The following is a 13,944-nucleotide window of genomic DNA, read 5'->3' as shown; positions in this document are numbered from 1 at the left end:
CCTCATTCTTTCCTCTCTTTTCCTTCGTACCACAAGAGTCAGCCGCTCTTCTCTGCATTTTCATGTCGGGGTTGCGGCTGAGATGCCATGGTGGTTTTCCGTATATTTTTGTCCGGTAAAAAAGGTATAAAAAGGGCAAAAAAGGAATTTGGTCCATTGTTCGCAAAAAGAAGGAGTTCTCTTTTCAGCTTCATCATTTCTTTGTATAATGGCTGTACTATTGAGCATGAGCAAAAAACAGGAAGAAGAAGCGGGGCTTATTGAGTAGAGAAGGGGAGGAATCTATCAATCATGCTACCGCTGAAGAAAATGGTTGTTTCTACCGTTGCCGCCGGAATGATGGTTAGCGCTCCATTAATGGCCGAAGCGTCCATGGGAGATCAGACGCTTCACTACGGAATGAAGAATGGTGATGTGCAGGAGTTGCAGAGCGCACTGAAGAACCGTGGATACTTCCATTTTCACACGGCGACCGGCTATTATGGCACGATAACGGTTGATGCCGTAAAATCGTTCCAGCGTGCGAAAGGCTTGGAAGTAGACGGTATTGCCGGGCCGCAAACATTCCAGGCGTTGAATGCTTCAGGCGATAATGTCAAGCCGGGCAAAGTGCTGACAATGGAAAGCACGGCGTACACCGCGAATTGTGCGGGATGTTCCGGCGTAACGTCCCAGGGCATTAACCTGAAAGAAAATCCGGACGCTAAAGTCATTTCCGTCGATCCGTCCGTCATTCCGCTTGGGTCCAAAGTATACGTAGAAGGCTACGGGATGGCGATTGCCGGTGATACGGGCGGCGCGATTAAAGGGAACAAAATTGATGTCTTTTTCTCTGACCGCAATCAGGCGTTGCAGTGGGGACGCAAAGATGTAACAGTAAAGGTGTTTGAGTAGGACGTCCGAAATCGGAACAGTCGAAAGCCGGGCCGATATGACCAGGCCTTTTGGTGATATAGGAAAGCAGGGAAAAACTCGCGGGGTGTGTGCCGACCGTTGCTTTTTCTGTGAGGAGCGTGTGGCTCGAAGGCAGGGAAAGACCGGCAACGCCCGCGAGTTTTTCTTATGCGTTCAGCGGTTATAGAATAAACGCGGAAGACTGGAGGTAAGCGTTCTCCTCGCCATGTTTGTGCGTATGACCCAGTGCGTCAGCTGCCATCATTGCAGCATAGACTCTATCCGGAGTAATCTCCATGTCCATATTGTAGATGGTTTCGCCTTCTATGCAGGCTGCTTCCGCCGCATGCCGAATCCGTTCGGAGCTGGCACTCTCGAGTCCGATATCAGCGAGCGTCGTCGGTAGACCGACCAGGCGGCAGAATGTGATGACTTCTTCGATTTCTTTTATGCTTCGATTCTCCAGCACGAGCTGGGTAAGCGTTCCGAACGCAACTTTTTCTCCATGGCAGTACGGATGGGTTTCCTCAAGCACGGTCAATCCGTTATGGACAGCGTGGCAGGCGGCGAGGCCCGCACTTTCAAAACCGAGGCCGCTTAACAGCGTATTCGCTTCTACAATGTTATCCAGCGCTTCCGTTACTACCCTTCGTTCACAGGCGATTTTGGCTTTGTACCCGTCGCGCATTAAAATATCATAGCACAGCCGGGCAATGGCAAGAGCCGCCTGGGTCATCGTGCCGCCGGCGATATTTTTCGCCCGTGCCCTGGCACAGGCCGCCGCCTCAAAATAGGTGGAAAGCGCATCTCCCATCCCGGCTACTAATTGCCGAACCGGGGAGCGGGCAATGGTTTCCGTATCGAGCAGCACCAGATCGGGGTTTTTCGGCAGTACAAGATAGCGCTCGAATACTCCATCATCACTGTAAATGACGGAGAGTGCACTGCACGGCGCATCGGTGGAAGCGATGGTCGGTACGATAACAACCGGTACACCCAGCTCAAACCCTGCTGCCTTTGCGGTATCGATTGCCTTGCCGCCGCCGATACCGATAACGACGTCTGCGGCCTGGTCACGGCCAATGTCGCACATTCGCTTGATTTCGTTGTCCGAGCTCTCGCCCTGGAACGTTTCAATATGGTAGCTTACATGGTGATCAGTAAGACTCTGGATAACATTTTGCCTGACGGATTCAATGCCCCGTTGTCCACCGAGAATGAGCGCTTTCTTCCCGAGAGAAACAACGTAGTGGCCAATTTTACCTGTGACACCGGCTCCCTGCACATACTTACCTGGAGAAACAAAAATTTGCGGCATGAAATATCCTCCTTTTTAATAACGCTTACAACATAAGATAGTAAGCGTTTACATTATACATGGAGGATTTGAAAATGACTCTGTATGATTTTGAGGAAAAGTAGCACTTAAATGACCATCTAATCAGGGAAAACTGCTTCTTGCACTTGTAGCAATTTTTCTCTCATGATAGAGTTAAACAAACAAAGGATCGGAGGAAGGGGATGGAGCGAGAGTATCATTGCTGTGCAACGTGCCGTCATTTCCGGGTGGTTAAACGAACCGGAAGTAAAACGGAATATGTCTGCGGCAGACTTGGCTATGCGACAAAGCCGACCTATCGGTTCGATTGCTGGACGCCGAAGGAGATTGTCTTAGAGAGAATGCGGAACGAAAAATAAAAGGAAAGGAAGGACGCTATGGCTTCTTTAACACTTCGTGATATTGTGGATGTGGAAGTGCTTCAGGAAGTACAGGATCGATTTTCCGATGCGACCGGACTTGCCGTTATTATCGGTGACGAGCAGGGTCGTCCGATTACCGTACCCAGCAATTTTACTTCTTTCTGCACGTATATTCGTTCCTGTCCCGAGGGCCTTAGCCGCTGTATTCTTTCGGATGAGAAAGTGGGAATTATGGCAGCGCAAGAAGAACGGCCGGTGATTCACCGCTGCCACTCCGGATTGGTGGATTTAGCCGCCCCGATTATTCACGATGGTCGGTATCTCGGCGCCATATTGTGCGGGCAGGTACTGATAACCGAAAACGAAGCGGAACAGCTGGCAGCGATTCACCGCAGCGTAAGCGGGCTTCCGCTGGATCAGACAAAACTTGCTGAATCTCTACGACAAGTGGCGAGGCAGGACAAGAAAAAAGTGAGCGCTATTGCGGAGCTTCTTTTTCTAACCGCTAATTACATCATTAAAATGATTGCCGAGCAGGTGGCCCAGCAGGAACTTAATGAGAAGACGCAGAAGCTTGTAGAAGAGCTGCGCGTGCGCGCGGAACTTGAGAAAACCCTGCAGGATATTGAGCTGAAAATGCTGCAATCACAGATGAATCCCCATTTTTTATTTAATACGCTTAACACAATTTCTCGCCTCGCTTATTTGGAAGGGGCCGAGAAGACACAGGAAATCACGTACAGTCTCTCCCGTATTCTTCGCTATAACCTGCGCAAAATTGACAAGCTGGTTCCGCTTGAAGAGGAGCTAGAGTATATCCATCATTATCTGTTTATTCAAAAAACTCGCTATCGGGATCGCCTGCGTTTTGAGTGTGATATCGATCCGGAGCTTGAACGCATGCCGATTCCGCTGCTTACGCTGCAGCCGCTTATTGAAAACGCTATCGTACATGGATTTGAACCGGAAGGAAAGCCGATGACAATTCGGGTGCGGGGAGAATATGCAAAAGGCACCGTCCGGTTTACTGTAGAAGACAACGGACAGGGAATGCCGCCGGCAAGACTTAGGGATATGCTGTCAACCGTACACGGCCGCGACACAGGCCACACCACCGGTATCGGACTGTATAACATTCACCGTAGATTGCAGTACGAATTCGGACCCAATTACGGAATTACCGGGATGAAAAGTGAGCCGGGCAAAGGAGTCAGCATTACGATTACACTACCGGGAGGAAAGCTGTATGAATCTGCTGATTGTGGATGACGAACCGCTTGAGAGAGAAGTGCTAACCAGAATTATCACGGAAGGAGAATTTACGGGAGCACGCTGCTTTGAAGCGCACAATGGAGCGGTTGCGGTGGAGGTAGCCAGGCAGCATGTGATTGATTTGGCGATTCTCGACATGAAAATGCCGGTGATGGATGGGCTGACGGCGGCGAAACAAATTCGAGCGGAACGCCCGGACTGTCGAGTGATTTTCCTGACCGCATATGAAGAGGAGCGATACGCCGAACAGGAATTGCGCGAATTGGATGCTAAAGCTTATCTTTTGAAACCGGCGCACCCAAAAGAAGTGGCCCGGACGCTGCGTGAGTTTTTCCCTGCGCGGACTCATCCTCGTACGGAGTCTACGGAAGTTCATCCGATACGCAGAATTAAAGAATATATTAAACGGCATATCGCCGAAGAGATTACGTTAGAGAGCCTGGCTGAAGTCGTTCATCTGCATCCGCAGTACGTTAGTCGTCTGTTCAAACAAAAAGCCGGAATGACAGTAACGGATTATATTATTCAAGTGAGATTGGAAAAAGCGAGGCAGCTTCTAAGCGAGACGGATCTGTCAATGGCTCAGATTGGGGAACGATGCGGCCTGCTGGATCCGAATTATTTCTCGCGCTTGTTCCGCAAATATGAAGGCATGACACCGACGCAGTATCGCAAACGTCAAATGGCGTCGCCTAATCTGCTGCCCTATCAATTTCAGCAATCGCTTTTTTGATAGAAAAGTAAAGAGAGTGCTAATGATAGTCATTTGAATACAGATACAAAAAATAAATTGAAAATTATAATTATTGATGAGGGAAGGCGATAAAAGAAAGGGTGAAAGTATGCAGGCTTCGCAGCTTAAGAAACGTTCCGGGCGTTTTGAAGTGCTTGAGAAACAGCCGATTAACCAGGACGGATTTGTCGCGGAATGGCCCGAGATGGGATTTGTCGCCATGTCGAGCCCGAACGATCCGAGTCCATCCGTGAAAGTAGAGAATGGCAGAATTGTCGAATTAGACGGGAAGCCGCGGGAGAAGTTCGATATGCTGGACCGGTTTATCGCAGATTACACAATGGATGCGGAAAAGGCAGAGAGCGTCATGGCAATGGACGGGCTCGAAATTGCCCGTAAGCTCGTTGACATTCATGTCTCCCGCGCTGAGATTATCGACATTGCCCGGGGTATGACACCTGCAAAGGTAGTGGAAGTGCTCAATCACATGAACGTGGTGGAAATGATGATGGCACTGCAGAAGATGCGGGCGCGCAAAACGCCATCCAACCAGTGCCACGTTACCAATGTGCGGGACAACCCGGTGCTTATGGCTGCTGATGCGGCGGAAGCGGGATTGCGCGGTTTTGATGAGCAGGAGACGACGGTTGGAGTAGTTCGCTATGCACCGTTCAATGCCCTGGCTCTGCTTGTTGGCTCCCAAACCGCACGGGGCGGCATTCTGACGCAGGATGCGCTCGAAGAAGCAACCGAATTACGTCTTGCCATGCTCGGTTTAACCTCCTATGCGGAAACAATTTCGATTTACGGGACGGAATCGGTATTTATCGACGGAGATGATACGCCGTGGTCCAAGTCGTTTCTTGCGTCGGCGTATGCTTCCCGCGGCGCGAAAATGCGCTTTACTTCCGGTACAGGGTCCGAAGTGCAAATGGCAGGCGCGGAAGGCAAATCGATGCTGTATCTGGAAGTGCGCTGCGTCATGATGGCCAAAGGCGCGGGTGTGCAGGGACTGCAGAACGGCTCCATCAGCTGCATTGGTGTGCCAGCGGCCGTGCCGAGCGGGCTGCGCGCCGTGCTGGCGGAAAATCTCGCTACGACCATGTTTGATTTGGAAGTGGCTTCCGGAAATGACCAGACATTCTCGCATTCACCGATTCGCCGCAGCGCCAAGATGCTCTGTCAGATGCTTCCGGGCACCGATTTTATCTTTTCTGGATACAGTGCAGTTCCGAACAGCGACAATATGTTCGCCGGATCAAATATGGATACGGCGGATATGGATGATTATCTTGTTCTGCAGCGGGACATGATGGTGGACGGAGGATTGCGCCCGGTCGATGAGGACAGCGTGATAGAGATTCGTTATAAAGCGGCTAAAGCATTGCAGGCTGTATTTGATGAGCTGGGTTTTCCGGCGATTACGGATGAAGAGGTAGAGGCTGCCGCATACGCCAACAGCAGTGAGGACATGCCGCAGCGCAATGTTGTAGAAGATTTAAAAGCGGCGGAACGAATTTTGAACGAAGGCATTACCGGATTGGATGTAGCTCTTGCGCTTGAGAAGCGGGGATATCGGGAGGTCGCGGAGCGCGTATTTACTATGCTCAAGCAGCGGGTGACCGGAGATTATCTGCATACGTCAGCTATTATTAATAAAGATAATATAGTGCTCAGCGCTGTTAATGATGAAAACGATTACAAAGGTCCGGGAACCGGCTATCGGCTAAGTCCAGAGAGATGGGAAGAGATTAAAAACATCCGTCAGGCTATTAGCCCGCAGGATTTTGATTAAGGAGGGAGTGCCATGTCATCCACAACCCTTACAGTCGAAATGAATTTGGCCGAGCGGGAGACAGCGAAAAAAGGAACAGATCCGCATGAAGTGGTTATAGCGGTAGGACCTGCATTCGGTACCGCGATAAATCAGACGATTGTCCATGTAAACCATGCATACGTACTGCGTGAGATTCTTGCCGGAATTGAAGAGCAGGGTGTTAAGCCGCGGGTCATCCGCAGCCGCTCGGTTGCTGATCTGGCATTCATGGCACACCAAGCGGCCAGGCTTAGCGGGTCGGGAATCAGTATTGGCCTTCAGTCGAGGGGAACGGCGGTTATTCACCAGCGCGATCTGGACCCATTGAGCAATCTGGAATTGTTCCCGCAATCACCGCTCATTACTCTGGAGACATATCGGGCAATTGGGCGGAATGCCGCCATGTATGCGCTCGGTGAAAGTCCAAACCCGGTGCCGGTCGTCAATGACCAGATGGCCCGGCCGAAATATCAGGCGGTAGCCGCCATTCTCTATCTGAAGGAGTGTCAGTCGCTTGTACCGGATGCCAGGCCGGTAGAGCTGGATGTCCAATTCTCTGTAAAAGAGCAGGAGGTGGTGTAATGGAGACGCTTACCCGTGAACATTATCCGCTGGGGCTGAAGCGGCCGGATTTGCTGCGTACTCCGACCGGAAAATCGTACGAGGAATTGACGTTGGATGCGGCGCTTTCCGGGCAAATACAGGCCAGCGATTTGCGGATTAGTCCCGAGACCCTTCAGATGCATGCGCAAATCTGCGATAGCCTCGGAAAGAATCAGCAGGCAAGAAACTTTCGCAGAGCCGCCGAACTTATCGGCATTTCCGACGCACGCATTCTCGAAATCTATAATGCGCTGCGTCCCCGGCGTTCTACAAAAGAAGAGCTGCTGTCCATCGCCGAAGAACTGGAGTCACAGTATGAAGCACACGAGAATGCCGCCCTCATCCGCGAAGCGGCCGACGTATACGAGCAGCGGAACCTGCTGCGCAGGGACGGGGAGTAGCCAAAGTGCCTGAGCTGATTGCCGGAGTCGATATCGGAAACTCCTCGACCGAGGTGGCGTTGGCACGGGTGGACGGCGGAAGGGCTGAGTTTCTTGCGCAGCATCTGACGAAGACGACCGGCGTAAAAGGAACGGTGGACAACGTTTCCGGCATCCGCCTGGCGTTGAAGAAGGCGGTAGAAAAAGCGGGCGTCTCCCTTAAAAATATCTCCAGAATTCGCGTAAATGATGCGGTTCCGGTCATCGGTGACCTTGCGATGGATGTCATCAGCGAGACGCTGATTACCGAATCGTCGATGATTGGACATAATCCTGATACCCCTGGTGGTGCAGGGCTTGCTATCGGCATTACTATTTCGCTTGGTATGCTGGCGTCCGACACGGAAGCGGGGCAGGCATACATCGTGGTGATTCCGCAGGAAGCCGATTATGAGTGGGCTGCCTATAAGATGAACCAGGCATGTGAACGGGGAATCGAGATTGTGGGGGCAATAGCACAAAAAGATGACGGGGTTCTTATTTACAACCGGCTTCGTCACAAAATTCCGATTGTCGATGAAGTAGCTTCCATTGAAAAAGTACCGCTCGGCAAGCAGGCGGCGGTGGAGGTTGCACTTCCCGGATATGTCATCCGTACGCTTAGCAATCCATACGGGCTTTCCACCGTATTCGGGCTGACACCGGAAGAGACCAGACAAATTGCACCCATCGCACGGGCATTGGTCGGCAACCGTTCCGCTGTCGTCATTCGCACACCGCAGGGAGAAATAGTCGAGCGGCGCATCGAAGCGGGCCGTTTAACACTCTACGGCCGGAAAAATAACGTAAGCGTTGCGGTCAATGACGGAGCGGAAGCCATTATGCAGAGCGTTGAAAAAACGGGCGGGCTGCTCGATGTACAGGGAGAGATGGGTACCAATGTCGGCGGTATGCTGAACGGTTTACGTCAGCACTTATCCGACAGTACCGGACAGCCTTTTTCAGACATTACCATTGGAGATTTGCTGGCGACCGATGCGTCTCTTCCCGTTTCGATCGGCGGAGCGATGGCCGGTGAGCTGTCCGTGGAGAGCGGGGTAGCGATGGCATCCATGGTGAGAACGGAGCGGATGCCTGTGGAGAAAGTGGCACAGGCGCTTGAAGAAGAGCTTGGCATTTCGGTGGAAGTCGGAGGGATAGAGGCGGAAATGGCTATCCGCGGGGCGTTAACAACCCCGGGTACAGAAGCACCGCTTGTTATCCTTGATATGGGAGGCGGTTCCACCGATGCCGCCGCGGTGAATGAGCGGGGCGAGATAAGCTCGGTACATCTGGCCGGGGCGGGCGATATGGTCACCATGCTCATCGACGCGGAGCTGGCGCTCGGAGACCGAGAGCTGGCCGAGAGAGTTAAGAAACATCCGCTAGGCAAAGTCGTAAGCCTGTTTCATATGCAGCTTGAAGACGGGACCATGCTGTTCTCCGGCTCTCCGTTTCCACCGGACGTTTACGGTCGGGTGGTTATCCGGGAAGAAGGCGGATTGACGCCGCTTCCCGCCAATCTGTCCATGGAGAAGGTACGGGAGATTCGGCGAAGCGCCAAACGGCGTGTATTCGTTACGAATGCGCTGCGGGCGCTCAAGCAAATTGTGCCCACACAAAACATCCGGCACCTCTCATTCGTCGTCATGGTCGGCGGGTCCGCGCTTGATTTTGAGATTCCGCAGATGGTTACGGAAGAACTGGGCAAATATGGGATCGTGGCCGGATTTGCCAATGTACGAGGAACGGAAGGTCCCCGCAATGCGGTGGCAACCGGGCTGGTATTAACGGCCGCTCGGGAGGTGACCCTGTGAAACGCCGTGTCTATATCCCTATATTCTATGAGAAAGGCGTCGAGAGCAAAGCTCTGCGTGATGTCTGTGCAGGTCTTGAGGAAGAAGGGGTTCCGTTCTCCTGTGCGGAAGACGTAAGCTCGTGCGCTGAGGAATTGGGCAGACGTGCCGCTTCTCTTTCGCCGCTTGAAATCGGTGTTGGCATAAGTGTCGATGGCACATGTACCGTCTGTCATGAAAAACTTCCGCACGGTTCCCCGTATTTAGTAGAGAAAGCCGAAAACGGAAGAGTCCTCGGACAGAATGCGGCCCGTCTCGCGAAAGGATTGCACTTACTTCATATAAAGAAAGGATGAGAGGCGAATGAGCGTGCTCACTCTGGATATGGCAAAGGAAATGATAGAGCAGGCGGAACATGAAGCGCTTCAGGTGGGTGTTCCGATGGTGATCTCTGTAGTTGATGAAGGAGGGAATTTCGTCGCCTGCCACCGGATGGATGATGCGTTGCTGGTTAGCGTCGACATTGCCCAGAATAAAGCGTGGACATCGGTGGCGCTTAAGATGCCGACAGCAAACCTGGCGGAAGCCGGTGCACCGGGTGCTGAGCTGTATGGCATCAATACGACGAACAGCGGGCGCATCGTGTTGTTTGGCGGCGGCATTCCGCTGCGCGCAGAAGGTAGGATCGTAGGCGCGGTCGGTGTAAGCGGGGGGTCGGTGCAGCAGGATATTCAGGTGGCGGAAGCGGCGGTCAAAGCGTTTGAAAGGATGGCGGCTAAAGTATAGGCAACTGAAGGTATAGGTATCCCTTTTATATTCATATATATATTCATATATCTTTTATTTCAAAATTAAAAGGAGGACAAACATTATGATTAGTGCACAACCGGGACAAGAACAAGCCAAGGTGAATTTTAAACCGCAATACGACAACTATATCGGCGGAAGATGGACCGCTCCGGTCAAAGGTGAGTACTTCGATAACATCTCTCCGGTTAACGGCAAAACATTCTGCAGGGTTGCGCGGTCTTCAGCGGAAGATATCGAACTGGCACTCGATGCGGCGCACGCTGCCAAAGATGCGTGGGGCCGTACGCCGGCCGCAGAGCGCGCCCGCACTCTGAACAAAATCGCCGACCGGATGGAAGAGAATTTGGAAATGCTGGCGGTTGCCGAGACGTGGGACAACGGTAAACCGATACGCGAAACGATGGCAGCTGACATTCCGCTCGCCATTGACCATTTCCGCTATTTTGCCGGCATTCTGCGCGCCGAAGAAGGAACCATCAGCGAGATTGACGAGAATACGGTAGCCTATCATTTCTATGAGCCGCTTGGCGTTGTAGGCCAAATCATTCCGTGGAACTTCCCGATTTTGATGGCATGCTGGAAGCTGGCACCGGCGCTGGCGGCAGGCAACTGCGTCGTGCTGAAGCCAGCCGAGCAGACTCCGGCCTCCATTATGGTGCTCATAGAACTTATTGAAGATCTGCTTCCGCCGGGTGTGCTTAATGTAGTGAACGGATTCGGGGTCGAGGCGGGCAAGCCGCTTGCATCCAACCCGCGTATCGCAAAAATTGCGTTCACCGGCGAAACAACAACAGGCCGCCTGATTATGCAGTACGCTTCACAAAATATCATTCCGGTCACATTGGAATTGGGCGGTAAATCACCGAATATTTTCTTCCCGGATGTGGCGGCAAAAGACGATGCGTTCTTCGATAAAGCGATTGAAGGTTTCGTGATGTTTGCGCTTAACCAGGGAGAAGTGTGTACCTGCCCGTCCCGTGCCCTCATTCATGAATCCATCTATGACGAGTTTATGGAGCGGGCGCTCGAGCGCGTCAGAAGCATTAAGCAGGGCAATCCGCTTGACACCGAGACGATGATCGGAGCACAGGCATCTATGGAACAAATGGAAAAGATTATGTCCTATATCGATATCGGTTTGCAGGAAGGCGCAGAGTGCTTAATCGGCGGCGAACGCAACTACCTGGAAGGGGATTTGAAGGAAGGCTATTATATTAAGCCAACCGTTTTCAAAGGCAATAACAAAATGCGCATCTTCCAGGAAGAGATATTCGGTCCTGTCGTATCTGTTACTACATTTGCGGATGAGACGGAAGCGCTGCACATAGCGAATGATACGCTGTACGGTCTGGGTGCGGGTGTATGGACACGCGATATGAATACGGCGTACCGCATGGGACGGAAAATTCAGGCGGGCCGCGTGTGGATTAACAACTACCATTCATATCCGGCTCATGCCGCATTCGGCGGATACAAACAGTCCGGCATCGGTCGGGAAACGCATAAAATGATGCTCAATCACTATCAGCAAACAAAGAACCTTCTGATTAGCTATGCACCGGAAGCACAGGGCTTCTTCTAATCGTTGCGTCAGCGGGGGGTGAGGGTATGGACGAAGTCAAACGGGTGCTGGCAACGGATAAGGCGCTTGCTTTGATCGAGAAACTGAAGGATAGATACGGTCCGCTGATGTTTCATCAGTCCGGCGGTTGCTGTGACGGTAGCTCTCCAATGTGTTATCCGCGGGATGAGTTCATGGTAGGGGATCAGGACATTCTGCTGGGAAAAATCGGGGACAGTCCGTTCTACATCAGCAAGCCGCAATACGAGTACTGGAAACATACGCAATTGATTATTGATGTGGTGAACGGAAGAGGGGGCATGTTCTCGCTTGAAGGACCTGAAGGGGTACGGTTTTTGACTCGTTCGCGGGTATTTACGGACGAGGAACGGGACATGCTGAATAGTAAGTAGGCAGAACGAGCAACCGTAAAGCCTGCGCTATGGGAGGATTGGATCGAAAGAAGCGGAGCGGGGAAAAATCCCCCCTCCGCTTCTTAGCGTGTTAGGTGCTTTTCTTTGAAAATCGTGAGGAAAGAAGGAGAGGGAAGAGGAAAGAAGATTTGAGGAAGAAAAAGGCTTTCGCTTTTTCCTCATTGAAATTATTTCCTCATTTACTCTTTATCTTTTTTTTCATCTTCTTGATTGGCGACCTCGGTTAGCTTCTGCAACAGGATATGCTGCGGCATATGCATAATTTGTTCGATTGGCACGTTGAGTTTTTCGGACAGTATTTTTGCCGTCTCTAAAGAGATCGGGTTCGGTCTCATTAGTAGGGAGTCCACCTTTCTTTTGTTTTTTCCATTATAACAGAAGGAGCGAAGAGTGAAAAAAGGAACGACGTTGCCGCCGTTCCGGATTCTGTCTTACAGTTTGGCAAGGGTTTCATGCAGCTCTTTAATAATTACGGCTTGATAGCCTGTATCTTCGCCGTATTCCTGCAGCATCTTTGCGCGTGCTTCTTTAATCTTTTCCTCGTAATCGGGTGCATTGCGGTCCGGATTTTCCTGCTTGAATGCGGTCATGATAGCCTGCACGTGTACCGGACGCGGACCCCATTTGCCGAGTACATTGCCGTCCGCATCTGTGAAAATGACCACGGGAATTGCGCGGCCGCCCATTGTCAGAAATTGATCCATGACATCAAGGTTGTCTTCCATAATGAGCACTTCTGTCGTGATGCCGGCTTCATTCATAGCACGGAATACGACCGGCACATTGCGTACGACGTCCCCGCACCAATCCGACGCAAGAATCAGGCAGCGCAAATCGTTACGGTTTGCAAGGGATTGAAAAAATGTCTGCTCCCCTTCCGGCCAGGAGAAACGGTTGTACCAATCGTGAAACGCTTCTTTATTTTTGGTCATGCCTTCCATGAACTGTTCCGGTGTTTTGCCGGTACCAAATTTATCTTTTAGATTGACGCTCATCTGCAGGCCTCCTTGTCTCTATCATTTTCAGTATGTGTTGTGTTTCGGCGCAAATCGTAAAATTCCTGCATAGGAATGTGCCCGGAAGATGTTGGATTACAGATATGGAACTGTTTCTTATCCTGTGTATAGCATGGTATATAATTCTGAAGGAACGGATGAGGAGCTTGCGTTCTTCATCCATTATTTTTTTGTTAATAATGGTAAGATGAAGATATATACTATATACAATGGAGGTTCACAGATGGCAGACAAGCAATACTTGCAGGAATTAAAAGATTATTTCTCCGATGTGCCGTTCTGGAAGCATACCGGCTGCGTTATCGAGAGTGTTGAAGCGGGCACGTCGTTGCTTTCGCTTACCGTAGCGCCCGAGCATATGAACGGAAACATGACGCTGCACGGTGGTGTATATGCCACATTACTGGACAATGCGATGGGGCTTGCGGCGCGCTCTGAAGGAGACATGAAGCAGGCGACCACCAATATGAATATCCATTATCTTGCCGCTGTGGGTGAAGGTAAAGTCTATGCGCGCGGCCGCATTGTACACCGTACCAAACGTACGATTACGACAGAAGCGCGCGTCGAGACGGAAGACGGAACGCTGCTGGCGGTGGCGACAGGAAGCTTCCGTGTATTGAAGTAGTAAAGCTTTCAAATATAGAGAAAAGGAAGAAAAAGAAATGTGGAACACCATTGCATTTTATGCAGGCACTGTACTATTTGCTGTTTTGCTAATTTTCATTGTAGGCCTTGTGTTTGGCTTACGGATGCCGCTGATGGGTAAATGGCGGAAAAATAGAAAACAACCATGACTTTTCAGCCGCAACCCTGACATGAAAATCATGGGAGGGCGGCTGACTTTTGGGGTACGAGGGAAAAGAGAGGAAAGAATGAGGAGAGGATT

17 protein-coding genes are annotated in these 13,944 nt (G+C 51.2%); 13 read left to right on the top strand and 4 right to left on the bottom strand.

What is annotated here, in order from left to right:
• The first annotated feature begins 291 nt into the window (after positions 1–291).
• Positions 292–894, top strand: coding sequence for a 3D domain-containing protein (locus tag B2899_RS15745; RefSeq protein WP_286887064.1), 603 nt, complete (start codon positions 292–294; stop codon positions 892–894).
• Positions 895–1,075: 181 nt separating this feature from the next.
• Here B2899_RS15745 and B2899_RS15740 read toward each other — a convergent pair whose 3' ends face one another.
• Complete coding sequence (locus B2899_RS15740; RefSeq protein WP_286887062.1) at positions 1,076–2,212, bottom strand: glycerol dehydrogenase; 1,137 nt, start codon at positions 2,210–2,212, stop codon at positions 1,076–1,078.
• A gap of 203 nt (positions 2,213–2,415) precedes the next feature.
• Between B2899_RS15740 and B2899_RS15735 the strand changes: the two genes are divergently transcribed.
• The 11 genes from B2899_RS15735 to B2899_RS15685 all read left to right on the top strand — a co-directional run bounded on the left by B2899_RS15735 (position 2,416) and on the right by B2899_RS15685 (position 12,018).
• Positions 2,416–2,592: a hypothetical protein gene (locus tag B2899_RS15735; protein ID WP_170230390.1), complete on the top strand. Its 177-nt coding sequence runs from the start codon at positions 2,416–2,418 to the stop codon at positions 2,590–2,592.
• An 18-nt stretch (positions 2,593–2,610) separates the two neighbouring features.
• Complete coding sequence (locus tag B2899_RS15730; RefSeq protein ID WP_146812194.1) at positions 2,611–3,864, top strand: sensor histidine kinase; 1,254 nt, start codon at positions 2,611–2,613, stop codon at positions 3,862–3,864.
• Positions 3,842–4,600 carry a response regulator transcription factor gene (locus tag B2899_RS15725; RefSeq protein WP_146812193.1) on the top strand — a complete coding sequence of 253 codons (759 nt, stop codon included), beginning with the start codon at positions 3,842–3,844 and terminating at the stop codon, positions 4,598–4,600. The genes B2899_RS15730 and B2899_RS15725 overlap by 23 nt, the downstream gene beginning before the upstream one ends.
• A gap of 109 nt (positions 4,601–4,709) precedes the next feature.
• On the top strand, positions 4,710–6,395 hold the full coding sequence (locus tag B2899_RS15720; protein ID WP_146812192.1) for a propanediol/glycerol family dehydratase large subunit: 1,686 nt from the start codon (positions 4,710–4,712) through the stop codon (positions 6,393–6,395).
• 12 nt (positions 6,396–6,407) lie between these two features.
• Positions 6,408–6,998 carry a propanediol/glycerol family dehydratase medium subunit gene (locus B2899_RS15715; protein WP_286887057.1) on the top strand — a complete coding sequence of 197 codons (591 nt, stop codon included), beginning with the start codon at positions 6,408–6,410 and terminating at the stop codon, positions 6,996–6,998.
• The gene (locus B2899_RS15710) at positions 6,998–7,420 is read left to right on the top strand and encodes a diol dehydratase small subunit (protein ID WP_146812190.1); all 423 of its coding nucleotides are present in this window, start codon (positions 6,998–7,000) and stop codon (positions 7,418–7,420) included. Before B2899_RS15715 ends, B2899_RS15710 begins: the two co-directional genes overlap by 1 nt.
• A gap of 5 nt (positions 7,421–7,425) precedes the next feature.
• Complete coding sequence (locus B2899_RS15705) at positions 7,426–9,255, top strand: diol dehydratase reactivase subunit alpha (RefSeq protein ID WP_286887054.1); 1,830 nt, start codon at positions 7,426–7,428, stop codon at positions 9,253–9,255.
• Positions 9,252–9,590: a glycerol dehydratase reactivase beta/small subunit family protein gene (locus B2899_RS15700; RefSeq protein WP_286887052.1), complete on the top strand. Its 339-nt coding sequence runs from the start codon at positions 9,252–9,254 to the stop codon at positions 9,588–9,590. Before B2899_RS15705 ends, B2899_RS15700 begins: the two co-directional genes overlap by 4 nt.
• 7 nt (positions 9,591–9,597) lie before the next feature.
• Positions 9,598–10,020: a GlcG/HbpS family heme-binding protein gene (locus tag B2899_RS15695; RefSeq protein WP_286887050.1), complete on the top strand. Its 423-nt coding sequence runs from the start codon at positions 9,598–9,600 to the stop codon at positions 10,018–10,020.
• A gap of 85 nt (positions 10,021–10,105) precedes the next feature.
• A complete protein-coding gene (gene adh / locus B2899_RS15690; protein WP_146812188.1) occupies positions 10,106–11,626 on the top strand; it encodes an aldehyde dehydrogenase in 1,521 nt (506 codons plus the stop codon).
• Between the two features lie 26 nt (positions 11,627–11,652).
• Entirely contained in the window at positions 11,653–12,018 is a 366-nt protein-coding gene (locus B2899_RS15685) for a DUF779 domain-containing protein (protein ID WP_146812187.1), read from the top strand.
• Between the two features lie 200 nt (positions 12,019–12,218).
• Here the strand turns inward: B2899_RS15685 and B2899_RS15680 are convergent, their stop codons facing one another.
• Together B2899_RS15680 and B2899_RS15675 are read right to left on the bottom strand one after the other, a co-directional pair.
• Positions 12,219–12,374: a YycC family protein gene (locus B2899_RS15680; protein ID WP_286887047.1), complete on the bottom strand. Its 156-nt coding sequence runs from the start codon at positions 12,372–12,374 to the stop codon at positions 12,219–12,221.
• A 96-nt stretch (positions 12,375–12,470) separates the two neighbouring features.
• The gene (locus B2899_RS15675) at positions 12,471–13,034 is read right to left on the bottom strand and encodes a thioredoxin family protein (RefSeq protein ID WP_286887045.1); all 564 of its coding nucleotides are present in this window, start codon (positions 13,032–13,034) and stop codon (positions 12,471–12,473) included.
• Positions 13,035–13,278: 244 nt separating this feature from the next.
• On the opposite strand from B2899_RS15675, the gene B2899_RS15670 reads away from it, so the two are divergent.
• Positions 13,279–13,683: a PaaI family thioesterase gene (locus B2899_RS15670; RefSeq protein ID WP_286887043.1), complete on the top strand. Its 405-nt coding sequence runs from the start codon at positions 13,279–13,281 to the stop codon at positions 13,681–13,683.
• Positions 13,684–13,740: 57 nt separating this feature from the next.
• Here B2899_RS15670 and B2899_RS15665 read toward each other — a convergent pair.
• A partial coding sequence (locus tag B2899_RS15665; RefSeq protein WP_286887041.1) for a hypothetical protein occupies positions 13,741–13,944 on the bottom strand: 204 nt, incomplete at its 5' end.

Origin of the sequence: Aneurinibacillus sp. UBA3580 (genome assembly GCF_002375825.1) — a bacterium.
In the GTDB taxonomy this organism is placed as follows: Bacteria; Bacillota; Bacilli; order Aneurinibacillales; family Aneurinibacillaceae; genus Aneurinibacillus; species Aneurinibacillus danicus.
Note: the sequence above shows the minus strand (reverse complement) of the source record. Positions and strands in the feature narration are given on the sequence as shown.